Source organism: Turicibacter sp. T129, from assembly GCF_025594975.1.
In the GTDB taxonomy this organism is placed as follows: Bacteria; Bacillota_I; Bacilli_A; order MOL361; family Turicibacteraceae; genus Turicibacter; species Turicibacter bilis.
Map to the genome: position 1 here is coordinate 20,798 of NZ_JAMQUU010000045.1, position 23,258 is coordinate 44,055.

Annotated in this window: 18 protein-coding genes; 13 read left to right on the top strand and 5 right to left on the bottom strand. The window is 35.0% G+C overall.

Going from position 1 to position 23,258, the window contains the following annotated elements; translation table 11 throughout:
• Positions 1 to 41 precede the first annotated feature (41 nt).
• Positions 42 to 896, top strand: coding sequence for an SGNH/GDSL hydrolase family protein (locus NEH75_RS09125; RefSeq protein WP_055305845.1), 855 nt, complete (start codon positions 42 to 44; stop codon positions 894 to 896).
• 25 nt (positions 897 to 921) lie between these two features.
• Positions 922 to 3,705 (top strand): calcium-translocating P-type ATPase, PMCA-type, encoded by a 2,784-nt coding sequence (locus tag NEH75_RS09130; RefSeq protein ID WP_082411208.1) that lies wholly within the window; start codon positions 922 to 924, stop codon positions 3,703 to 3,705.
• A 208-nt stretch (positions 3,706 to 3,913) separates the two neighbouring features.
• Here the strand turns inward: NEH75_RS09130 and NEH75_RS09135 are convergent, their stop codons facing one another.
• Positions 3,914 to 5,866 carry an aryl-sulfate sulfotransferase gene (locus tag NEH75_RS09135; RefSeq protein ID WP_055275722.1) on the bottom strand — a complete coding sequence of 651 codons (1,953 nt, stop codon included), beginning with the start codon at positions 5,864 to 5,866 and terminating at the stop codon, positions 3,914 to 3,916.
• A 411-nt stretch (positions 5,867 to 6,277) separates the two neighbouring features.
• The gene (locus NEH75_RS09140; protein ID WP_055304334.1) at positions 6,278 to 7,792 is read right to left on the bottom strand and encodes a bifunctional metallophosphatase/5'-nucleotidase; all 1,515 of its coding nucleotides are present in this window, start codon (positions 7,790 to 7,792) and stop codon (positions 6,278 to 6,280) included.
• A gap of 195 nt (positions 7,793 to 7,987) precedes the next feature.
• On the opposite strand from NEH75_RS09140, the gene NEH75_RS09145 reads away from it, so the two are divergent.
• From NEH75_RS09145 to NEH75_RS09160, 4 genes are all read left to right on the top strand, one after another.
• Positions 7,988 to 8,467 (top strand): hypothetical protein, encoded by a 480-nt coding sequence (locus NEH75_RS09145; protein ID WP_055275726.1) that lies wholly within the window; start codon positions 7,988 to 7,990, stop codon positions 8,465 to 8,467.
• A gap of 143 nt (positions 8,468 to 8,610) precedes the next feature.
• Positions 8,611 to 9,198 carry a hypothetical protein gene (locus NEH75_RS09150; protein WP_055243645.1) on the top strand — a complete coding sequence of 196 codons (588 nt, stop codon included), beginning with the start codon at positions 8,611 to 8,613 and terminating at the stop codon, positions 9,196 to 9,198.
• A gap of 18 nt (positions 9,199 to 9,216) precedes the next feature.
• Positions 9,217 to 9,759 carry a GNAT family N-acetyltransferase gene (locus tag NEH75_RS09155; RefSeq protein ID WP_055304332.1) on the top strand — a complete coding sequence of 181 codons (543 nt, stop codon included), beginning with the start codon at positions 9,217 to 9,219 and terminating at the stop codon, positions 9,757 to 9,759.
• Between the two features lie 2 nt (positions 9,760 to 9,761).
• Positions 9,762 to 10,214, top strand: a complete 453-nt coding sequence (locus tag NEH75_RS09160; protein WP_055304330.1) for a hypothetical protein — start codon at positions 9,762 to 9,764, stop codon at positions 10,212 to 10,214.
• A 41-nt stretch (positions 10,215 to 10,255) separates the two neighbouring features.
• Here the strand turns inward: NEH75_RS09160 and nhaC are convergent, their stop codons facing one another.
• Positions 10,256 to 11,653, bottom strand: coding sequence for a Na+/H+ antiporter NhaC (gene nhaC, locus NEH75_RS09165; RefSeq protein WP_068759659.1), 1,398 nt, complete (start codon positions 11,651 to 11,653; stop codon positions 10,256 to 10,258).
• 479 nt (positions 11,654 to 12,132) lie between these two features.
• On the opposite strand from nhaC, the gene NEH75_RS09170 reads away from it, so the two are divergent.
• From NEH75_RS09170 to NEH75_RS09185, 4 genes are all read left to right on the top strand, one after another.
• Complete coding sequence (locus tag NEH75_RS09170; protein WP_006785622.1) at positions 12,133 to 12,333, top strand: cold-shock protein; 201 nt, start codon at positions 12,133 to 12,135, stop codon at positions 12,331 to 12,333.
• A gap of 286 nt (positions 12,334 to 12,619) precedes the next feature.
• Positions 12,620 to 14,038 carry an MATE family efflux transporter gene (locus NEH75_RS09175; protein WP_262941231.1) on the top strand — a complete coding sequence of 473 codons (1,419 nt, stop codon included), beginning with the start codon at positions 12,620 to 12,622 and terminating at the stop codon, positions 14,036 to 14,038.
• Between the two features lie 288 nt (positions 14,039 to 14,326).
• Entirely contained in the window at positions 14,327 to 16,861 is a 2,535-nt protein-coding gene (locus NEH75_RS09180; protein WP_262948794.1) for a UvrD-helicase domain-containing protein, read from the top strand.
• Positions 16,862 to 16,866: 5 nt separating this feature from the next.
• Positions 16,867 to 17,646 (top strand): hypothetical protein, encoded by a 780-nt coding sequence (locus NEH75_RS09185; RefSeq protein ID WP_212724812.1) that lies wholly within the window; start codon positions 16,867 to 16,869, stop codon positions 17,644 to 17,646.
• Positions 17,647 to 17,684: 38 nt separating this feature from the next.
• Here the strand turns inward: NEH75_RS09185 and NEH75_RS09190 are convergent, their stop codons facing one another.
• A complete protein-coding gene (locus NEH75_RS09190; protein WP_262948795.1) occupies positions 17,685 to 18,368 on the bottom strand; it encodes a TIGR00266 family protein in 684 nt (227 codons plus the stop codon).
• A 50-nt stretch (positions 18,369 to 18,418) separates the two neighbouring features.
• Positions 18,419 to 19,510: a DUF3810 domain-containing protein gene (locus tag NEH75_RS09195; RefSeq protein ID WP_262948797.1), complete on the bottom strand. Its 1,092-nt coding sequence runs from the start codon at positions 19,508 to 19,510 to the stop codon at positions 18,419 to 18,421.
• A 178-nt stretch (positions 19,511 to 19,688) separates the two neighbouring features.
• Between NEH75_RS09195 and ade the strand changes: the two genes are divergently transcribed.
• From ade to NEH75_RS09210, 3 genes are all read left to right on the top strand, one after another.
• On the top strand, positions 19,689 to 21,434 hold the full coding sequence (gene ade, locus NEH75_RS09200; RefSeq protein ID WP_262948798.1) for an adenine deaminase: 1,746 nt from the start codon (positions 19,689 to 19,691) through the stop codon (positions 21,432 to 21,434).
• A 118-nt stretch (positions 21,435 to 21,552) separates the two neighbouring features.
• Positions 21,553 to 21,978 (top strand): hypothetical protein, encoded by a 426-nt coding sequence (locus tag NEH75_RS09205; RefSeq protein ID WP_055244196.1) that lies wholly within the window; start codon positions 21,553 to 21,555, stop codon positions 21,976 to 21,978.
• Between the two features lie 123 nt (positions 21,979 to 22,101).
• A complete protein-coding gene (locus tag NEH75_RS09210) occupies positions 22,102 to 23,214 on the top strand; it encodes a radical SAM protein (RefSeq protein ID WP_262948800.1) in 1,113 nt (370 codons plus the stop codon).
• Positions 23,215 to 23,258: the final 44 nt, after the last annotated feature.

Genomic DNA, 23,258 nt, shown 5'->3' on the forward strand with positions numbered 1-23,258 from the left:
ATGATAGAATAGATGAGAAGCTTATGAGTGGGAGGTCTCAAATGAAAAAACAAAGAAAATGGTTGTTATTTACAGTGGGGGGCATTGTGACGACGATTGCTGGGTATACCGTGTATCGCTTTAGTAAACGTCCCGCCAATACACCTGAAAAATTTCTCAAGTCAGAACACTTTTCTCGAAAGGTTGTAGCTTGTTTAGGGGATAGTCATACTCAAGGAACGATGGCTCATAACTTTGTAAATGATTTAGCCGTTCAGATGGGGGATAAAGGATATGATTTTATTAATGCAGGAGTGAATGGGGATTTAGTTTATAATGCGTTACACCGTGTGGAAGATGTTATTGAATGTGAACCAGATTATATTATTATTTTAATTGGAACGAACGATATTTTAGCTCGTTTAAGTAAGTCAAACGAAATTCATTTTGAAATCAAAAAACAGTTACCACAGAAACCGACCGAATCATGGTTTATTCAAAATCTGAGACAGTTAATTAGCTTACTTAAGTTACACACGAATGCTAAAATTGCGATTTTATCTTTGCCGTTGATTAGCGAAGATAGTGATTCAGTTGCTTTTAAAGCGGCTGTTGAGTATAGTAAACAAATTCACGCCGTAGCGCAAGAAACTAACATCACCTATTTACCACTAAACGAGCGTCAGCTCGAATATTATGAAACCCATCGCCCGACTAAACAGAAACGAGTGGTTCGTTCTCCTTTCGCTTATTTTATCCCATCTTTTAAGCATTATGTTATGAAAAAATCCTGGGAGGAAATCTCACAGGAAGCGGGATTAAGTTTAACAATTGACACCGTCCATCAAAATAAAATGGCAGCTCAAATGATTGAACAATTAGTTCGTGGATTTTTAGAAAAAGAAATGAATGATTAAAAACTCCTCCTAAGAGGAGCTTTTTTTGTTCTATTTTTTAGTTAATCCGCATAGGGTTGATTGTAAAACAAAAAGAAAGAAGGTGTCGGTCATTAAACGTTTGGCAAATGAAGCAGAATCAGCTAATATCGTCGTTACAAATTTAAAAACAGGATTAAAACAGCAAGAAGTCGAATCTTTAAGAACCCAATACGGTGCTAATGAATTTACAAAGCCAAAAGAACGTGGCCTATTATTTGAGTTACTTGATGTTTTTAAGGAACCACTCATGGTGATTTTATTTATTGCCAGTGGAATGAGCTTTTTAGTAGGAGAGTATCAGGATGGAATAGGGATTTGTATGGCTGTGCTACTCGGAATTATTATCGGACGCGTCACAGAGGGAAGATCAAAAAAAGCCGCTGAATCATTAGCTAAAATGACAGACGACGTTTTAGTTAAAGTGTTACGAGATGGACGAAAACAGATGGTACACAAAACCGAAATCGTGCCTAATGATTTAGTTTATCTAGAAACAGGAGATATGGTTCCAGCAGATGGCGTCATTTTAGAGGCGACAGAATTAAAGTTGCGGGAGGATATGTTAACAGGTGAAGCTGATCAGGTCACAAAAGAAAAAGAACATATTGTTTACGGCGGAACACTCGTTGGAAATGGATATGGCCTAATGCAGGTGACTAAAATTGGGGATGCCACAGAAATGGGAGTAATTGCAAAAGATTTAAATCAAGAAGAACAAATGACGCCACTCCAGTTAAAATTAGGAAAACTTGGACAGCGAATTTCTTCGATTTCTTCTGCAGTTGCAGCGATGCTCTTTATTTACATGATTATTCAAATCTTTAAAGGTAGTCAAATTCAGTTGAAATTCTCTAGCTGGGATGCTTTCGTTCATTCTTTACACGATGTTAACATGGTATTCCCAAGTATTAAAACGGCTTTTGTTGTTTGTGTCGGATTGATTGTCGCTGCCGTACCAGAAGGGTTACCAACCATGGTTAATATCACGCTTGCTATGACAATGGCTAAAATGGCCAAAATTAATGTCTTAATTCGCAAGAAAGAAGCATGTGAAACAATAGGGTCTGTTAGTGTGATTTGTAGCGATAAAACAGGGACATTGACTGAGAATAAAATGAAAGTTGGAAAAGTTTTTGTGGATGGCCATGAAACTTTATTTAAAGAGGTAAATGAACATCCGATTTTAGTTGAAAACTGTTTAGTTAACAGTTCGGCTGATGTTGAATTTAATGGAACTCATCAAAATTACATTGGGAATCCAACTGAGGGTGCGATTATCTCGATGATTAACAATCCAAGTTATCAACAAGTTCGAGAATCGGCACAGATTGTGTATCAAATTCCATTTACTTCATCGAACAAATATATGTTAACGGTCACTAAGCGACCAACTGGGTATCTCATCTTATCTAAAGGTGCCCCAGAAGTCATTTTAAAACAATGTAAAAATGAGATCGTTGATGGAAAAGTTCGTCCATTAACAAAAGTTCGTGAACAAGCCATTTTAGATAAAATGAAAGAATTACAATCAAATGCTATGCGAATTATTGCCTTTGCTTATCAAGAAACGACAAAAAAAGAAGATTTTATGGATAAAAATCATTGGAGTGCGCAATTTACGTTTCATGGATTTGTTGGGATTAATGATCCGTTACGCGAGGGCGTTAAAGAATCTATTGAATGTGCACGTCAGGCACGAATCGAAACAAAAATTTTGACAGGGGATAATATCCATACAGCCATCGCCATTGGAAATGAACTAGGGATTTTAACACCTGATAAACGTGCGGTTGAAGCGAGTTATATTGATGGCTTAACCGATACTGAATTGAGAAAAGAAATTAAAAATATTGCGATTGTGGCACGTTCAATGCCAAATACCAAAATGCGAATTGTTGCTGCGCTTCAAAAAAATGGAGAAGTCGTAGCCGTTACAGGAGATGGGATTAATGATGCCCCAGCTTTAACGAAAGCAGATGTTGGAATTGCCATGGGGATTGCTGGAACTGAAGTGAGTCGTAATGCAGCAGATATTATCTTAACAGATGATAGTTTTAATACGATTGTTGAGGCAATTAAGTGGGGAAGAGGGATTTATAATAACTTCCAACGTTACTTGCAATTTACGTTAACAGTTAATGTCATTGCTTTTTTACTTACGATCATCACTCAATTAATGGACAAACCGCTGCCATTTACAACGATACATTTATTATGGGTAAATATTATCATGGATGGTCCACCTGCGTTAGCTCTAGGAATGGAACCTGTCCGACAAACGGTAATGAGACGTAAGCCAACATCAAAAAATGCAAATATTATTAACCGCTTTATGATTCATACCATTGTGATTAATAGTTTATTTATGATTATTGTGTTATTAGGTCAATTACAATTTAACTTCCTTGGAGCGGATTTAAATCATGTGACCAGTGGTGCAAGTGAAGGGCAAACAGTTATTTTTAGTCTGTTTGTTAGCTTAGTTCTGTTTAATGCCTTAAACTGTCGAGAATTTGGACTAGTTAGTATCTTTATGAATTTCTTTAAAAATAAAATTGCTCTTCTCATTTTAGCGCTAACATTTGGAATCCAGGTGATTGTGACACAAGTAGCAGGAGATTTCTTCCACACAGTTCCATTAAGTGGAGTGATGTGGTTAAAGATTATCGGAGTTGGTTCAACCGTCGTTTTATTTAATGAAGTGTTTAAATGGATTTTACGTTTAATTAATCAATCACGTAAGAGAGCACGTCGTGCAAAAAAACATGACGTTGTGGTTTCAAATTAGAATTAATCTAACTCTTTAAACAAGCAAAAAAGGATATCGAGCAGATATCCTTTTTTCTTTGAAAGATATACAAGTTGTACTTAGGTGACAAGATTTATTTCAAGTATACATTAATAAATCTATTTCTCCCTATTCATTAAGTAGTAATGATCATTTGATCAAACATAAAGAACTTTTTAGCTACCAAAGAAGGTGATAGGGGAAATCACTATTGAAAAGTAACGGATTGATGAAGAGGGTAGACGATATTGTCAACTTCTAAATATAGTTCATATTGTCCAAGTAATCCCTCTGCATTGACATATTTAGTAATGCTTAGACGATCAGCATTTGTCACCTGATCAGGATTGAATAAATCAACACACATGGCCGTATAAGCAGTCGTTGTAATTCTGATGTCATAGACACGTTGATCACCGAGTTTATTTAAAATAAGTTTGACTTTTTGTCCTTCTTTGAAATTTCCAGTTAATATTAAACGATCGGACTCTTGCGTGAGTTTAATTTGATACTCCTCACCTAATTCATTTTTATTAAAACGTAACCCCTTGACTTTAATCGGTAAGGTTTTGGTTTCTCCAAGTGTTCCGACGCGTTTTCCAGGTGTTAGTGAATAGTTATTTGAATCAGTGTAAAGGCTTAACTTAGATGCACGATAAAAATGACTGGGTAAATCGAGTTCAAAAATGCGCTCACCATCTAAAACTTCAACGGTTTGGCTAGATAAATTGGCATTTTCATAGAAGAAAGCCGGCTGATTTAAAGCTTCCCCATTGATGGATCCGATACCACCAGAATGAATTAAGTAATGGTTTGCACCTAAGTAATCAATTTCTGAGATATAGGGAGAATAGAATGAGCTTCCTCTCTCTTTTCCATATTCAAAGACTTGTTCAATCGTCATATTGTTAGTGTCTAGGTGATAAATCACGCCTCGTGAATAGTTATTATTTGGATTGACATAATTATAAGGATTCTTTGAACGATTGTTTCCGTTATCAAAAATCGCAAGATCTCCACTTGGGAAGATTTTTGCAGAATGTTGTGACCATTGCCATTCAAAATTTTCGCCAATAGGAGTAAAGAAATAGTGTTGCATTTCTTCAGGCCAACCTGTTGAATCCCCAACAATCCAGTTTAAATCACCTGTTTTGTAATCAATACTGATGACAGCATCTTGGTGGCGTCCTGATAAAATAATGGCTTGATTTGCTTCATCAAAATCAACGGAGTTATTATGGAACCAATCATGCTCAGTCCAATTTTCACTTTTTGCTGCCTCAGTGGGGAGAATAGATGTTAAGTCCCAAGATTTGATGACTTGTCCTGTTGTACGATCAAGTTCCACAACATAATCTTCTACCGTCATGCGATCTGGATTATTACCAGCGATTAATAGGTTTCCATTTGGAAGTTCGATAGCATCATGGTGATATCCTGCTTCAAGGACGTACTCTACGTAGACTTTACCGAGTAAATCCATTTCCATTAGACCGGTCATATAATAAGGTGGGGCCATCGTTCGATCAGAGCTGAGTAAGAGATTTCCGTTTTCTAGACGTTTGACGTCCCAAACATTTTTACTAGTTAAATACCATCTGACATCGCCATTGATATCATATGCAGCTGTATAGCCTTGAGAGGATGGAGTCACGAAATAGAGGTCATTTTCTAACCTAGATTTATCCGCATAGACAGATGAAGGAAGTGCTAAGTCGTTAGGGAGTGGATCCGTTTGGATTTCAATTGTTTGTGTACGACCATCACTTAAAGTGAGTGTGATTTGATTTAAGCTATCAGCATAAAGTCCATAAACAGGAATTAGGTGTGAGGTAGCTTGACCAAACTCATGCGTGAAGGTTGATTGTTCATCTTTTCCTGCAACTGTTATCGTTACAGACGTCTCTTTTTCAGTTGAAAAGGCAATTAAAGCTGATAAAGGAGCATTCCCGTAAGGATTCAGAATGACAAAAGGTTGTTCTAGAGTATACGTTCCATTTGTGATCGTTTCGCTTAAGGTAGAATCAATCTCTTGTTGAGAAGTTAAGGTATCTTGAACGATTTCAACAGAAGGGGAATTAGAGTGATATAAAAACAGAACGAGTATTGCTATGATTAGACAAATGCAGCCTAGTAAGTATTGTCGATAACTTTTTTTCATAAAAGTCTCCTTTCTAAAAGATTGTAAAATCCTTCTTATAGTATCATATAAATAATAATAAAAATTAGTAAATTTTAAGCAAAATTATGTTTTTTTTCAAAAAAGGGGAGATTTTAATAAAATAATGTAATTTTCATATATTTTTACATCAATAAGCCCATATAACATACTCAGTTTAGGAAGATTTATAAATGATTAGAGAACGATGGATTATTACAATTTATGTCTATCTTTCTTACTCATTTTTTAAACATCGAATTTATGGAAGAATGTGCTTTTAATGAACAATGTTTTTTGAGATTTGGGATGGCTACTCTGTTTGTGATTAGCGTTTATCATATCTTTTGTAGCCTAGTGAAAGAAGAAGATTAACAGAAAAAGCCGTCATTTAAACGGACGGCTTTCTTAATTTTATCTGATGACTTTAATAAATTGACGATCATCGACGGTAATGTGTTGATGTTTTTTGAAGTAATTGATGATAATCTCAGTCATTTCGATTTGAATTTCTTTAATAACTGGGCAGTCACGGAAGAATTCATAACCTCCAACACCACTTGAACGATAGTTGTTCATGACTAAACTGAAAGTATCTTCAGGTTGAACTTCTTTGTCATTTACGATCATGGATGTGACACGTTCACCAACTGGTTTGGTTAAATCAAAGGTATAGAAGACATTTGAGAAGAAGTCATAGTTGTAGTGAGCGACTTTTGGTTGTAAGAAACGACGAGAAACTGAGAGTTTACCATTTTCATTATGAATGTATGAAGCGCAAACTTCTAATGCTTGTTTTAAGACCGTCCCAGTGACTTCAAGGACAACAAGCGTATTTGGATAAACGTACGTTGACACGATATCACGAACAGTGACACTTGTATCAAATCCTTTGATTGCATTAGCAAAGGATGTACAGGCTAAATCGGATTCAGCCACTTCTAATTGGATTTGATTAATGAAGTTTGCTAATAGTGCCCCGTTTACTGCCATATCTATACGGTCTTCAGGTTGTAGTTCAACATTTAGATAACCCACTGGAGAGTCTAGCCACTGTTGAACACGAGTTTCTAACGGCATTAATGCCTCGTATAAATGGGGCTCTGGATTGATTGAAACGGCATTCAAAGACGAATGAATAGAAAGTTTTTGATCGTCTGCAACTGTTATATTGACTTGAGCGTACTTAGAGGCATTATGTGGAGTTTGGATAATATGCGTTCCAAATAAATCTTGATCTTGAAGCGGGACATGCTGATGTCCAGTTAATAAGAGATCAAACTGTAATTCTTTACAAATTTTATAAGCAATATTTTCAGATGATGTGCTCAGTTGTTCGTGAGTTTCTAAATCATATTCAAATCCACCGTGGTAAATCCCGATTAAAACATCAACTTGTGGTTTTAATTCATCATGAATCTTTTGAATCGAAGAAAATGTATCTAATACATCAAAATTAGTTAAGTTATACGCTTTTTCCCAAATTGGAATGAAGTCAGTTGTAAATCCAATGACACCTACTTTTAATCCATTTTCCATGACTTTAATGTCAGATGATGCAATCGGTAAAATGCCAGTTTTATCTATGATATTAGCACATAAACATTTCGCATTTAAGTTTGTTAAATACGATTTTAAATAGTCATAGCCATAGTTAAATTCATGGTTACCTAAGGTGATATAATCATATCCACCTTGATTCATAACGGTTGCAACCGGATGTTTTTCTAGATTTTCAGTACTTAAAAAAGTCATAAATGGTGAGCCTTGAATGGTATCACCAGCATCAATAATTAATGTGTTTCCATCTTTTTGATAGTGAGACAAAATATTTAATAGTCCCATTGGTTTTTCTGTTGTATCGGTATAATCTGTTGGGTAGACGTAACCGTGTAAATCAGATGTAAAGTAAATTTTTAACTGTTTCATATGTAACACCTCAATTTGAATTATACCACAAAAATCGACATTAAACTGTTTTTCTACAGTGTTATTGTCTCATAATTTAATGAAATCATGTAAAAAATAATGATGTAACGGAAAAAAGGGTGAAAAATACTAGGTAATTCACTAAACTATGATAAAATATAAAAAAGACACTTGGATTAAAAAGGAAGAATAAAGATGACAGAAAAAATAATTGATTATAACAAGTCTGAAATCAACATGTCACCAATTAAAGAATGGAAAGATTTAGAGGGAACTGAATTCTTAGAGTTATTAACATCGGGAGCAGAACTGGATGCTGAACTTTATGAGTTAGCTGTTAAAAAAGTTCCTCAATTAGTGAAACAAAGTAAACTTGTCCTTAAATCAAGTCATAAAACGATGAAACAGACCATGAAATCAAGTAAACGAACGAAAAAATATTATTATAAAGTGTCAAAAGCGATTATGAAATTACTAAAGCGTGATGATATTGCTCATGAATTAAAGTTAGAGTTAATTGAATTATTAAAAGAATTAACCATTAAAGTTGAAAAGTGTGATGAAAGAGATCAGTATTTTTTCAGTGAACAACATAAAAAAACAATGGGCTATGGAACGGTTGCCTTATTTACAGTGGCAGCGATTTATGGAGTGGTGACTAGTAAAAAGTCATAAGATGAAAACGGTTAAGAGAGAATCCTTTCTTAGCTGTTTTTTCTTATCAAAATGTGTTTGATTATAGAACCTTTCTTTATTCATGTTTTAAAGTCATCGAGAATACACTGTACTAGATGACTTTATGAGGGAGGCGGGTGAGGATGAGAGGTCCAATCCAATATCAACGACAATTCATTTTACAGGTTCATTGTGGGATTAATGCCTTTTGTTTTATAGTCACGCTAATTTGTATTCTGGCACTACGGTTTAGTATTGGTTTAATCGAATTATTTGCTCTGATTTTACCCATTATCGGAGTTTTATCACTATTTATGAATTCTAATTTAGGAAAAGGTCGGAAAGTCATGAAAGAATGCTATCTTTTCGGAAGTTTAGCGAGTATTCTATCATTATTTTTAGTCTCACAAGTATTAATTCAGTTTTGCTATAAGAGCTGGCTATGGGGAGTTGGATACTTTTTATTCACAGGAGCAGCCCTTGTGGCGATTGTGTATTTGTTCTTTTTTGGAGATATGCATTTTCTTTATAAATGTTTGACTCCGGTCACGTTAATTGCTGCTTTAATTATTGGAATTTTAGTTTCAATCGTTATTTACAGATTTTTTCTTAGCTGGTGTTTTACCGCGGGCTTTGTTTTATTTTTAAGTTATCTATTATGGATTATTGATCTTATTATGACGGTGTTTATTTGTTTAGATTTAAGAATTATCTTATTTAAAGGACGTTAAGTCTAGAGGAGTTTTAAGATGTTAAAAGCAGAAGAGTCAGTGAGCGTTAGTTATCGTGCCTTAAATCAATCTGATTTAGAAGAACTGTTAAAGTTATACCAGGATAAATTATTTATTCAAGGATACGGAAAAATAGATGAAGACAGACAGACAAAACAACAGTTAGAAGATTGGTATGAGCATTCTATTCATTCTTTGGATGAGTATTACTTTTCGATTTGGATAGAAGGAAGTAAAGAATGGATAGGTTTTATTAGTTTAACTGACTTTAATGACGATCAAAGTGAGGCTTGGATGAGTATAGGCATAAAGCCAACTTGGTGGGGCATGGGAATAGGAACAAAGGTTCTTACAGCATTCATTGATGATTGCTTTACCAACCGGCATCTTAAAACGTTAAGATTGAGTGTGTTTTCAACTAATCACCGAGCGTTGATGCTTTATCAAAAAGTCGGATTTCAAATTGAAATGATTTACAAGCAAAATCAAGCACCGAATTGGTTTAATACAGATATTTATCAGCTTTCTTTAAGCCAATCGTATGAAATATTGGGGGAGTGAATATGAAAGGGAATAGCATTAAAAATAGTGTGTGGTGTGAAAGGGAAGGGGAGTTTCCCCGATATTTTAAAACGGATGGACAACTTCACTTTGATCAAACAGAGATTGATGGTTATAAGGTTGGTAGCCTTAGTTTTAGTAAAGAGGATTATGAGCGCTTAGTTTATACTGAAACAATTAACACGGTAGGTAAAAGACAATTGACCATTGGATTGATTATTCGGGGAAATGATGTGGATGAAATCAATTATAAAGTTGCGTTTTATAATGAAGCTGATTCTTGTATTGATGTTTGTTGTCATAATGTTGCTTCTGAAGTGACTCCACATTTTAAACGAATTTGTGTGACCTATCCTATTCCTGCAGATAACTGTTATGTTAGAGTTGGCTGGGAGTTTAAGGGGATTGTTACTGGGGTGACATTTTTTCATCCGTCATTAATCTTAATAGACTAAGGAAATAAAAAAACTCTCGAAATCGAGAGTTTTTTTTATTTCTATTTTTGCTCTGTTGATTGACGTTTTTCCATTGTCCATCCTGTGGCTGCTAAAATTAATGAAATCATAGGCGATAATAAGTTAAAGAAAGCATATGGTAAGAAGGCAATTGGATTAATCCCTAATGTGGCAATCATGTATGAACCGCAGGTTGTCCATGGGATTAAAGCTGATGTTACTGTTGCGCTATCTTCAATCGCACGTGATAAGTTTTTAGCTGCTAAGTTACGTTTCGCATATTCGTCTTTATACATGCGTCCAGGCATGACAATTGCTAAATATTGATCTCCAGTTACAATGTTTGTAAAGATACATGTGATAATTGTTGCAAAAACTAAACCGAATGTTCCTTTAGCAAACTGTAAGATACGTGTTGCAATCGTTTCAAGCATACCTGTTTTTTCAAGGACTCCACCAAATGATAGTGCACATACAACTAAAGAAACAGTCCATAACATACTATCTAATCCACCACGAGTTAATAAGTCATCAACCGCTACGACACCTGTATGTGACTGATAACCGTAATGCATGGCTGACATGACATCACCTAAACTTGCTCCTTGGAAAATGATTGCAAAAGCACCACCGATTAATGTTCCTGTTAATAAGGCTGGAAGTGCAGGAAGTTTTAAAATAACCATGGCAATAACAGAGACAGGAGCTAATAAAAGAATTGGAGATAAGGTGTTAAAGTTTGAAACTAATGTTTCTTTAATGATGTTAATTTGAGCCATATCTAATGATTGACCGGCGTATTTAACGCCAAGAATCGCATAGATGACGATTGCGATGACATAAGCCGGAACAGTCGTATACATCATATGCTTAATATGATCAAATAAAGTTGCACCTGCCATAGCTGGTGCTAAATTGGTTGTATCTGAAAGAGGTGACATTTTATCACCAAAATAAGCCCCTGAAATAATGGCTCCTGCAATAACGGGTGATGGAATTCCTAATGTTTGACCAATTCCTAATAGAGCAATCCCAACTGTTCCCGCAGTTGTCCAAGACGAACCTGTTGAAACAGAAACAATTGAACAAATTAATAACGTTGCCACTAAGAAAATACTAGGTGACAAAATATTTAATCCCCAGTAAATCATTGAAGGAACAACCCCACTTAAAATCCATGTTCCAATTAGTGTTCCTACAATTAATAAAATCAGAATGGCTTGGATAGCCATTTTAATCGTTTCGATAATTCCGTCTTCAAGCTCCGACCATTTAAAGCCAAGTCGATAGACTCCGATTAAGGAAGCAACAGCTGTCCCTAATAAAAGTGGGATTTGAGGATCCACCTTAAAGACCATTAAGGATAACGCTAAAATAATAATTAAAAATACGATAGGAATCAATGATTCAAATAGTGTTGCTTTTCGTTGTTGTTTCATCTTATTCTCTCTTCTCCTCTCAATTATGTTGATGGTTTATTGACATTGAATTTAGTCTAATGAACCGAATTTAATGAGAATTTACTCAATAAAAAAACGAAAAATATCGAGAATTGCCGAAACATAATATAACATGTTCTTAGATGGACTGCAAATGTTTTTTTGAAAATAATGAAACGTAAATTTTGGTAATTAATCCAGGGTTAATTAAACATCATGAACCACTGTTTTAGAACAAAAAAATAAAAAAGATGAGGGGGAAGAGGAATATTTTTGAAATGATTTTCAAATTATATTATATATAAGGTTGTCTTTTTCTGAAAAACGTGCTATATTTAACCTGTACTTAATAATTCTTTTGGTATTTTTCACAGGTTCAAATGAATAAATTTTCTTGGGGTTTATAACTAAGGGTAATGATGTGGGTAGCAAAATAGTATTAAGTAACAAATTTTTATTTGTTTTCGGAGGTATTTATTATGAATACAGGTACAGTTAAATGGTTTAACGCAGAAAAAGGATTCGGATTCATTTCAGTTGAAGGTGGAGAAGATGTATTCGTACATTACTCAGCAATTACTGGTGAAGGATTCAAAACATTAGAAGAAGGACAAAAAGTTTCTTTCGATATCGTTGAAGGAAACCGTGGAGCTCAAGCTTCTAACGTTGTTAAATTATAATCATTCATAACATTTTTTAGAGCTAGTGATCATTTTATCACTAGCTTTTTTCTTATGGATTAAAAGATTAAATGAAGATGGAGAATCTAGTAAAATGTTTTATAGAAAACAATGATTGAGTCATGATGCGCTAATTGTCAATGAGGTTTAAAATGAGATGAATGATTAGAAGCTAGTAGCAAAAGTTGATTCAAAACATCAAAAATCTCTTGTTTTTTTCAGTTTGGAATGTTAAAGATGAATAGGAAGAATTAAAAGAGATGAATTTTAAAAGGGGTGTTATAGTTTGGAGAAGCGTATTGATTTAACCAAAGGTCCCATTGTGAGAACGTTAGTTAAATTAGCATTGCCAATTATGGGAACATCATTTATCCAAATGGCTTATAATCTGACGGATATGATTTGGATTGGTAAAGTTGGAAGTAAGGCAGTGGCTGCTATCGGAACGGCTGGTTTTTTTACGTGGCTTGCGATGGCTTTTATCATGATTTCAAAAAATGGAGCTGAGATTAAGGTCGCTCAATCAACTGGAGCGAAGCGTTTTGATGAAACGAAAATGTATGTTAGAAGTGCCATTCAAATTAACTTAATACTTGCCATAATCTATATGCTAGTTTTACTTATTTTAAAAGAACCGTTGATTAGTTTCTTTAACTTAGGTGATACTGAGATTATTCAGATGTCATATACCTATTTAGAGGTGATGGCATTCGGAATGATTTTTTATTTTATTAATCCTGTTTTAACTGCTATATTTAATGGATCAGGGGATAGTAAAACTCCATTTATTATTAATACGATTGGGTTATTGTTCAATATTATATTTGACCCATTATTAATTTTAGGATTTGGTTCTATTCCAGCCTTAGGGGTATTAGGAGCCGCGTTAGCTACTGTTGCTGCACAAATTATGGTCACAATTTGCTTTGTAGTGGTAATGATTAGAAGTAAAGTGAATGATTTAAAAGTGGATCTTTTTAAGAAACCGGATATTGTATCCATGAAAACACTCTGTAGACTCGGACTTCCAGGGGCTGTCCAAAGTGGGTCATTTACATTAATTGCGATGATTTTAGGACGATTAGTCGCGGTTTATGGAGCAGTTCCAATTGCGGTTCAAAAAGTGGGATCACAGATTGAATCGATTTCTTGGATGACAGCTGGTGGTTTTTCAACAGCCTTAGGAGCGTTTGTCGGTCAAAACTATGGTGCAAAACAATATGAGCGAATTCAGAAAGGTTATCGTACCACGTTAATGTTAGCCTTAGGACTAGGGGCATTTACGACCGCCTTACTCATCTTTGCTGGTCGTCCTATTTTTACCTTCTTTTTACCTGAAGCAGAGGCAATTCACCAAGGAACGGATTACTTAAAAATCTTAGGGTACTCACAATTATTTATGTGTATCGAGATTACAACACAAGGATTATTTAATGGATTAGGTCGAACGTATATTCCTTCTGCAGTGGGGATTATTTTAACGGCTGCTCGTATTCCCCTTGCTTATTTAATTGCAACACCTACGCTTTTAGGAATTAATGGTGTTTGGTGGGCTATATCATTAAGTAGTGTGGCAAAGGGAATTGTTTTAGTTGTGATTTATTTTTATTTACAAAAACGAAAAAAGTTATACCATATGCAAGAGTTTGATCTCAATATTGAGGATGATTTAGAAGAAAGTAGTTCTCCTTTAATCGAATCTTAGTCCGGTTTTAGAGTCGAATAAGCGCCTGTGCGGTTATTCGGCTTTTTTTATCTTTTGATCTATTCGTTTTATTCCTACTGAACTGACCGAGCATGGATGACGTAAAGAATAAAGGTTAAAAATAAAGGAAATGAAAGATTTAGTGTAGATGAAAAAATTTCTTTCGTTCATAAAACAATTTTTGAGGAAATTCTTATCAACTAACGACAGCGTAGCGACGTTTTAATATACATTTAGTGTCTAATTTGATAAAATATAGATAAGATTATGTAGAAAGGGGATATGGTTATGAAAATATTAATTACTGAATTGTTTTTAAGTCACATCCCTCAAGGGAAAGAATCCTTTGTCCTACAAAAAATGAGTCAGTTTGTTCGTGAATATGTTGCTTCAAAATTTAATATGTCTGTTATGCGTACAGGTGTATCCGTCCGTGAAATTAAAAATAATCGAAATGGGTTACGCATTTTTAAACTCCGAATTAATAAAGGCGATCGGATTTTGTTTACGTTTGATACGGATCGGGTACGTTCAGAATACCGTCAAGCGATTTTGTTTTTAGATTATTGCCATCATGATGATCAAGCGATGCGAGGGCGAATGATTGGAGTTTCAAACCAACAAGTTGAGGAATATTTGACATCTGAAGAGTCGATTGATGAATTCATCGATCAGCAATATATCAATTTTGATTACGATCCTAATCGCGTGATTACTCGTGTCATTAATGTCGAGACCATGGGACAGTTATTAGATGAACGTGAGGATAAGGCGGTTTATTATTTGAATGATGAACAGTTTGAATGCTTGGCACCAACAGATGCCCCTACCTTTATTTTTGGTAGTGCCGGAAGCGGAAAAACAACAATTAATATTCATAAAGCGTTTATTTTGGCGATGCAACCGATTAAGATTGCTTACTTTACCTATTCCTCTTATCTCGTCGAAGATGCGAAGAAGTTATTTCAAAAAATTTTAGAAGAGTCACCAGAGTATCGTGCAGATGAATTATTAAAGCGTGTTCATTTTTACCATTTGAACGATTATATTTCTCAAGAAGTTTCAATTTATCAAACGGTGAGTTATGAACAGTTTCGCACGTGGGTTATTGAACGTCAGCCCTTGCTGTTAAAACAATTAGGACTCGGCATTTATGATATTTGGAAAGAAATTCGAGGAATTATTAAAGGGATGATTCCAAAAGAATGGATAGATTATCGAGTGAATATGAAAGAGTGGTCTCTTGCATCAGATTTAGTTGAGGTGATTGTTAAAAAAGGTTTAGGTCATGTGGATGGAGAAGATCTCGTGCTTCATGCCGAAAAACTTTATGAAGCAAAGACTCGATTTTTAGATCAATATGAACTTAAAGCAGTTTTACTGATGCATCAAATTCTCGATCAGTATTTACTCAATCATGCCCTCATTCCAAAAGAAATCTATTTAACGTTAGATGAGCAGTATTGTTTATATTCATCGTCTCAGCGTGAACTACTATATGAACTAACCTTAAGATACCAAATGTTCTTATCTGCTGAAGGAAAAGTGGACGAGAATGACATGGCAAGGCAATTTCTCAATCGTTTAATGAATCAAAAGGTTCCTTTATTTGATTTTGTCATTGCTGATGAAATTCAAGACTTAACAGAAATTCAAATTTATTGTTTAATTCGTCTGGCTAGAAATCGAAATAACTTATTATTTAGTGGAGATATCAATCAAACCATTCGTCCGACTTATTTTCATACAGGACGAATTGAGAGTATCTTAAAAACGTCAAATACGCATTTAGGATTTATTAAACATCAATTAGTTAAAAATTATCGAAGTACGAAAGAAGTCGTTGATTTAGCTAATCAAGTGGTTACTTTGCGAATTCAGTGTTTAGGTTTAAATAAAAAAAATGATTATTATGAAATTCCAATTCGAGGAGAACAGCATCCGATTTATTATTTTGATGCGAAACATCCTCTTGAGATGGTTAAGTTAATTGAGACGGGACTCAACCGACATTATGTAGCCATTGTTGTTCCAGATGAAGAAGAAAAGAAAAACTTTGAACGACTCACTCAACAAAAAGGAGCTGTCTTTACGGTTGAAGAGATTAAAGGAATCGAAAAGGACTATATCATTTGCTATAATGTCATGACGAAGTATAAAACGGCGTGGGAAACAATCTTAAATCAAGATATGATGTATCAAAATCAATATCGTTATTACTTTAACTTATTGTACGTGGCATTGACACGAGCTCGTCATCATTTATGTTTCATTGAAGAAGATATGCCACCCTCACTTTATGAGCAATTTGAAAGTGAGTTTTTATCTTTTGATACATTTGATGAAACCGAATTAAAGCTGAACCAATTATCAACGGATAATCAATTTTATAAAGAAGCTCAATTATATGAGCGTCGTGAGCTTTATGAGCAAGCGATTACGGAATATGAACTATCACAACTTGAAGAAGCAAAAACTGATATTGCAAGATGCCGTGCATTAATGAAGAACAAAGAGGGCCATCATGTTGAAGCGGGACATGACTTAATGCACCTTAAAGAGTATGAAAAAGCGGCGCTTTGTTATCGTCAAGGACATGACCGACTCAACTATTTAAAGGCATTGGTCTTTCAAGAGTTACCCTTTGCTCAAATCCAACAAGAGTTTGAGAAAGAAGGAAGTAATGTTTTAACTTTTGTTTATGAGCAAGACGTACGTGTCACTTGGTTGAAGCGATTTAATAAGCTATATTCAAGACATCTTCTAAAACAGGCACAGGTCATTGATCGAATGATTGAAACGATACACGAGTTGAAAGGATGAGAGGAATGGAAACGGAATTTTTAGATTTAATAAAAACATTTGAAAAAACAGCTAAACGACTGGAAACATTAGATACAACGATTTTAAACTTCAAGGATGTGGTAGAGGGGTTACGCCAAAATTTAGATGAGCTTGTAGAAATGGTACATCTCGAGGAGATTGTAGAGTTATCTGAAAAGGGGAGCCGAAAAATCCAATTATTAAATCAAAATTTAGATCAAATTTCGCAGACGTATGAACGTTTATTACATGTTGATGAATTTAAAGAGGAGTACTTCGAGCGTTTAACAGCAATTGAAGATAAAATTATGCGTTTAAGTGATCGTGAAACGATGGATGATGGGAATCAAAAAGAAGGGCAAGCAAGTTCAAGTTATATCGCCCTAGAAGATCGTCGTCATGTTTATTATATTGAAACGGAGACGCATCAATTGATGGCAATGGCCAAGGAAAATGAAAATGAGAATGGTCCAATTGATGGAATTCTTGCTAAAAAGCTTGTTTGTGAAAATGATACAGTGTTTGCCCTCCATCAAGAGACAGGTGACGTATTTGTCTTAAATGGGCGAATCCCGATGGCTCGTCATTCATTAGATGCAACAGATTTTGTGGTGGTAGGATTTAATATTTACTACTTATCTGACACAAAACTAATGAGATTCCATCTATTTACACTAGAAAAAGAAGTCATTTTAAATCATATTGTTTCATTCGAACGTTTAAATCATCAATTAATTTGTCAAACTGAAGCTAAAAAATCAGTCTTTGTGAATTTAAATAAATAAAAAGCATAGTGGAGTATGGTATGACTCCACTATGCTTTTTATTTTGAAGTTGTTGGAATATATGGAATTAATCGAGTGGCAACGTTTTGCATCGTTAAGGTTTGCAAATAAACGGTTCCTGGTCCGGTTAATTTAGTTAAGAATAATCCTTCCCCACCAAAGAAGATGTTTTTAAATCCTTTAACGGTTTCAATTTCGTAATTAACCCCACGACTAAAAGCAACGACATTTCCAGTGTCAACTTTGATAATTTCTCCATGTTTTAACTCTCGCTTGACGACACTTCCTGCAGCTTCTAAAAAGACTTTACCTTGTCCACTAATACGTTGTAAAATAAATCCTTCCCCACCGAATAGGCCAGCAGAAAGTCGCTTAGTCCACTCGACATTTAAATGAATACTAGGTTCACCGACTAAAAATGAACTTTTTTGACAGATCCACTCATCTCCTTTTAGTAAATCAAACTCAAGAATTTGACCAGGAAAAGTCGAGGCAAAGACAATTTCTTGTGCAGGCGCCATCGAGGTATAGGTTGCCATAAATAGTGACTCGCCTGAAAACATACGCCCAATTCCTTTCATCAGCCCCCCTTTTACATTCGTCTCCATTTTAATTTTTTCATCCATCCAGGCCATTCCGCCGGACTGTGTATAGACACTTTCGCCTTTATCTAGAATAATTGAGACACCTGGTAAATCATTTCCAAAAATGTTACATTTCATTTGAATCCCTCCTAAATTTAACATAGCATATTTCAATGAATTTGACTATCCTACGATTCATGATCATAATAAGCTAATAATAAATCAACTACTCGTCCATAGCTTCTAACACCATCCTTTATACCGTTGAGTGTGAGATAGGTTTGATTCATAGAGTTAAAGGTTTCCTCGACCTTCCCTTCATATTGCGCCCAAAATTCATTTAAATAGCGCATATCCCGCCGGACGCCATCACTTAACTGTGCATTGAGTTCGATTAATGACTCAGAATCAACTTTTGCAAGCGCCACGTTCGTATAGTTCAATGCCGATAGATAACCTGCATAAATAAAGTCTGGGTCTGGATGATGAATACAGGTCAAAAAAGCAATGAAGTTTGCTTCATTTTCACTCGCATAACCTCGCTGATGAGCCATTTCATGCATTGTTGTAAATAAAAGTGTGGAATCTGGTACCGCCACATTAACATTGGCTTCTGCTGTAAAGGGGGAATAGATTCCTGTAATATTCGTATAATTCATTAGTTTGGATGTAAGGATGGGTTTTGCTAGCCCATATGTTCCACTTAAGACAGGATATGTTTGAGCGGCATGCTCATAACCAATGGGTGCTCGTTTGAAAATGTCATGATAAGATCCGTTAGCGATAAAAATACCTTGTTCATTTTCACGGGTATTCAGTCGGGCCTCATTGACTTGTTGAATTAATTGCTCATAAAGAGCAATTAATTCTTCTGGGTCATGTCCTTCACTCGCCAACGAGAAATCAGCCTCTAATGACGGACGGTCGTAATTGAGTCCCCAAAAGAGGATAAAAATACAGTAGCCAATCGAGAAAGCTGCTAGAAGATTTAATAAATATTGAAGGATGAGAGAGCCCCATTTCTTATGATTTTGAATGAGTTTAATCGAATAAAAAATAAGAGCGGCTACGAAGACCACGATCGCGATATAGATGAGAAGTTCAAAAATTGAAAAAGGAACTAGAGCGCTCAAACGACTTAGTTGCTCAATCCACCATTTATTAATCCCTTTGGAGTAATAAGTGTCAATCACAGTAGGGAAAGCCGATAATAGAGCTCGTAAAAGAGCAATAACAATCCCTAATCCAATACATAATAGCTGTCGTTTATAGGAATTCATTCTTTCTGTCTCTCCAGTCATAAAGTAGTTATCTTATTATACCAAAAAAGTAAAAATGTAGTAATTAGTTAGGATAAAAAACTGAAATTGGACATAAAATGATAAAAAACAAGTTCAAATAGTAGACTTTTTAAAGAGGATATGATTGAATAGAAAAAAACTTCATGAGGTGAGACAGATGAAAGAGAAGTTAATGGAATTAAAAACGCGTATTAAATGTGCTTCAAACCAACAAAAGGCCTCATTCGTTATCAAAAATATCACGGTCATTGATGTGTTTCAAAATGATCGATTTATGGCTGATGTAGCGATAGAAGCAGGATATATTATCGGAATAGGGTCATATGAGGGAATCAATGAAATAGATGGGACAAATAAGTATATTTGTCCAGGTCTCATTGATGCGCATGCCCATATTGAATCATCCCTTGTATCACCTAAAGAATATTATAAAGAAGCGTTAAAACATGGGATTACTTCAATGATTACGGATCCACACGAAATTGCTAATGTTCTAGGGGGCAAAGGAATTGAGTTAATGTTAAACTTATCAAAGAATATTCCATTTGATATGTATGTGATGTTACCCTCGTGTGTTCCGGCGACAACCTTTGAAAACTCAGGGGCGACCTTACTCGCGGCTGATTTAAATCCCTTGTATTTTCATGAAAAAGTGATTGGATTGGCTGAGGTCATGAATTTCCCAGCAGTCCTGAATGGGGATGACGATATGTTACAAAAGTTAGTCGATGCCACAACCAAAGGTTATCGAATTGATGGACATGGGGCTAGTTTTGATTTGAACCAGTTAAATGCCTATATCACAGCCGGGATTTTAACAGATCATGAATGTCATACGGCTGAAGAAGTGATTGAGCGTTTACGTCGTGGGATGTATGTGTTAATGAGAGAAGGAAGTGTTGCTAAAAACTTAAAAGATTTAATTCAGGTGGCCAGTATTTCTAATAGTCGTCGTATTTGTTTCTGTACGGATGACAAACATATTGATGACTTAATTCGTGAAGGAAGTATTGATCAAGCCATTAAAATTGCCGTTAATAGTGGTTTAAAAATTGAAACAGCGATTCAGATGAGTACGTTAAATACAGCCGAGTGTTATCAACTCAAAAATAAAGGAGCGATTGCACCTGGGTTTATTGCCGATTTTATTATTTTAGATGAGTTAGAGACCTTTAAAATTAATTCGGTTTATAAAAATGGTAAGTGTGTCGTGAGACAAGGACAACTTCAACTAGATGAGGAGCGTGAGAACAAACGTTTCATCTTTGAAAATACGGTTCATTTACCAGAAAACTTAAGTGAAAAATCGTTTGAAATTCAGGCGAGCAACTGCCAAAAGCTTAATGTCATTGAAATTATTCCAAATAAGCTAGAAACGATTCATCGCCAATATGAATTAAAAGCTCTAAATATGACAAACGACGTGAGATCATGTATTGAAGAAGATTTATTAAAGGTGGCAGTCATTGAGCGGCATCATCTAACAGGGAATATTGGTTTAGGGATGTTAAAAGGGTTAAAACTCCAAAAAGGAGCTATTGCAACAACGATTTCACATGATTCACATAACTTAATCGTTTGTGGAACAAATGATGCGGATATGTTAGAGGCGGCTAAACAGCTTAAAAATATAGGTGGAGGAATTGTTGTGGTGAATGAGGGAAAAGTATTAGCTCAAATCGCGCTTGAAATAGCTGGATTAATCACTGCTCGTCCAGCACATGAGGTCGTTTCTGAATTAAGTTTACTTCATGAGGCACTAGAACAGCTATCACCGAATCTAGGTTTTAATCCATTTTTAACGTTATCTTTTTTAACATTACCCGTTATTCCAAGTATTAAGTTGACGGATAAAGGTTTATTTGATGTGATAATCTTTGATTTTATTCCAGTGACAGAATAGAGTTGTTCCATTTTTGCCTAATGATGCATATAATAAAGTGTTAATTAAAGGCAGAGCAGAAGTAGATGGGAGTCTAGTGAGCATGCCCTCCAAATGAGAGAGAGGGGATGAAAGTGTCATGAATATCAACCGTATTGAAGTTCTGATTTTAAATCATAAACAACAAGCTGTTGAAAAGTTTGGACGAAATAGCTCAGCAGTTCGCTACTATCAAGAAGGCGCCAGTAGTGATCTGATTAATGATTTATACCAACATTGGTTTGGAATCAATGAAGCTTGTATTATTGCTCATCATTTAGCGACGCTCAATGATGAACAAGATGAAGTGAATTATGTTGTGGCGATTAATCATTTTAATACTTCAACGTCCTATGAACTGAAAAAATTAAAAGGCAAACGATTACGATATGTTTTTATCTTTTTTGATACAGATGAGGGTAATGCACGCGCCTATGTCTATCAACTTTTAAAGCCCCTCTTGTTACAAAATAAAACCCAACCTATTTCAGTCGATATCGATTATCATAACGTTACATTTTATTAAAAGAAGAGTGAGTCTCTTCTTTTTTTGTGCAAAAGCATCAAAGAAAAGTCATGAATAATAAAAATCGACAATATAATGAAATGAAGTAAAGTTTCATCGAATTAAAAAAATGAGGTGAAGAACATGATGAACTTTTTAAATAATATGAATTTATTGCCGAAAAATTTTATTGTGGCTAATATTGTCGAAGTGCTAAAAGAGGATCCTGATAATGGAGTAGAGAAATTATATGAAATGTCGGGAACTTTTATTACTGATTCTCAGATAAAGGCAATTATTGGACAAATTAAAGGCTATTATGATAGCCATCCTTCGATTAAGCGATATGTTAAAAATATGATATATAATACGAATAAAACGTGTTTAAATCACTTTTTACAAAATATTGCAGTTAAAGAACTATGGGAGGGGCTTTCTATCCGAGAACAAATGTCACAAAAATATTCAGTTAATGTCCCTCACTCGCTCGTTATCAATATTGGGATGAATTGTTCTTTAGCGTGTAAAGGGTGCTTATGTAAATCAGATCCGAGTTTAGCGATGCCTTTAGCAGAGATTGATCGACTAGTAGCTGAAGCACGAGAGCTTGGCATTCATATTATCGTTTTAACTGGCGGGGATCCATTGATGAACGATAGCTTATTTAAAGTGTATGAAAAATATGATGATATGGAATTTATCGTTCTAACAAATGGCGTTTTACTGAATGATCAACGTTGTCTTGCCTTATCTAAACTAGGAAATGTTTTGCCGTTAGTCACCTTAGAAGGTGGAGGAGATGAAATTAAGCAATATATAGAACCTTCAACTTATCAAGAGATTCTAGCTTCATTAGATCGGATGAAAGCACATGGCATCTTATTTGGGGTTATGACACCAACAAAACAGTCTAACCTGAAATTTGTCACCTCAGATGACTTTATTTTACCTTTAATTCGTAAAGGCTCTCGAATGAATTGGTATGTGACAACCTCTCACGGAGCACCATCTGAACAGTTTGGGGCTAATGAATTAAGTGAGCTTGAGGCACGAATTTCATTTATTCGTCAGACACGACCTTACGTGACTATTGTATTAGAAAGTGGAAATCCATTTATTTGTCGTTGTGTCGTGGGGCCATTACTATTTCATTATGATTTTAACGGGCAACATCATGTGTTATTTTTCCCACAACTTAGTGTGAAAAATAGCCAAAATCAACCGCTCATTCAAGTGTTAAGAAAGATTCAATCTTAACATCTAAATCGAGTGATTGAAAAGAGAGGATTCATAGCGTATAA

Coding starts and splice junctions, on each gene's coding strand:
- NEH75_RS09160 (WP_055304330.1), top strand. CDS start 9,762: ATGAAAGGGAATAGCATTAAAAATAGTGTGTGGTGTGAAAGGGAAGGG.
- NEH75_RS09180 (WP_262948794.1), top strand. CDS start 14,327: ATGAAAATATTAATTACTGAATTGTTTTTAAGTCACATCCCTCAAGGG.
- NEH75_RS09170 (WP_006785622.1), top strand. CDS start 12,133: ATGAATACAGGTACAGTTAAATGGTTTAACGCAGAAAAAGGATTCGGA.
- NEH75_RS09210 (WP_262948800.1), top strand. CDS start 22,102: ATGATGAACTTTTTAAATAATATGAATTTATTGCCGAAAAATTTTATT.
- NEH75_RS09155 (WP_055304332.1), top strand. CDS start 9,217: ATGTTAAAAGCAGAAGAGTCAGTGAGCGTTAGTTATCGTGCCTTAAAT.
- NEH75_RS09190 (WP_262948795.1), bottom strand. CDS start 18,368: ATGAAATGTAACATTTTTGGAAATGATTTACCAGGTGTCTCAATTATT.
- nhaC (WP_068759659.1), bottom strand. CDS start 11,653: ATGAAACAACAACGAAAAGCAACACTATTTGAATCATTGATTCCTATC.
- NEH75_RS09150 (WP_055243645.1), top strand. CDS start 8,611: ATGAGAGGTCCAATCCAATATCAACGACAATTCATTTTACAGGTTCAT.
- NEH75_RS09205 (WP_055244196.1), top strand. CDS start 21,553: ATGAATATCAACCGTATTGAAGTTCTGATTTTAAATCATAAACAACAA.
- NEH75_RS09195 (WP_262948797.1), bottom strand. CDS start 19,510: ATGAATTCCTATAAACGACAGCTATTATGTATTGGATTAGGGATTGTT.
- ade (WP_262948798.1), top strand. CDS start 19,689: ATGAAAGAGAAGTTAATGGAATTAAAAACGCGTATTAAATGTGCTTCA.
- NEH75_RS09185 (WP_212724812.1), top strand. CDS start 16,867: ATGGAAACGGAATTTTTAGATTTAATAAAAACATTTGAAAAAACAGCT.
- NEH75_RS09135 (WP_055275722.1), bottom strand. CDS start 5,866: ATGAAAAAAAGTTATCGACAATACTTACTAGGCTGCATTTGTCTAATC.
- NEH75_RS09140 (WP_055304334.1), bottom strand. CDS start 7,792: ATGAAACAGTTAAAAATTTACTTTACATCTGATTTACACGGTTACGTC.
- NEH75_RS09145 (WP_055275726.1), top strand. CDS start 7,988: ATGACAGAAAAAATAATTGATTATAACAAGTCTGAAATCAACATGTCA.
- NEH75_RS09125 (WP_055305845.1), top strand. CDS start 42: ATGAAAAAACAAAGAAAATGGTTGTTATTTACAGTGGGGGGCATTGTG.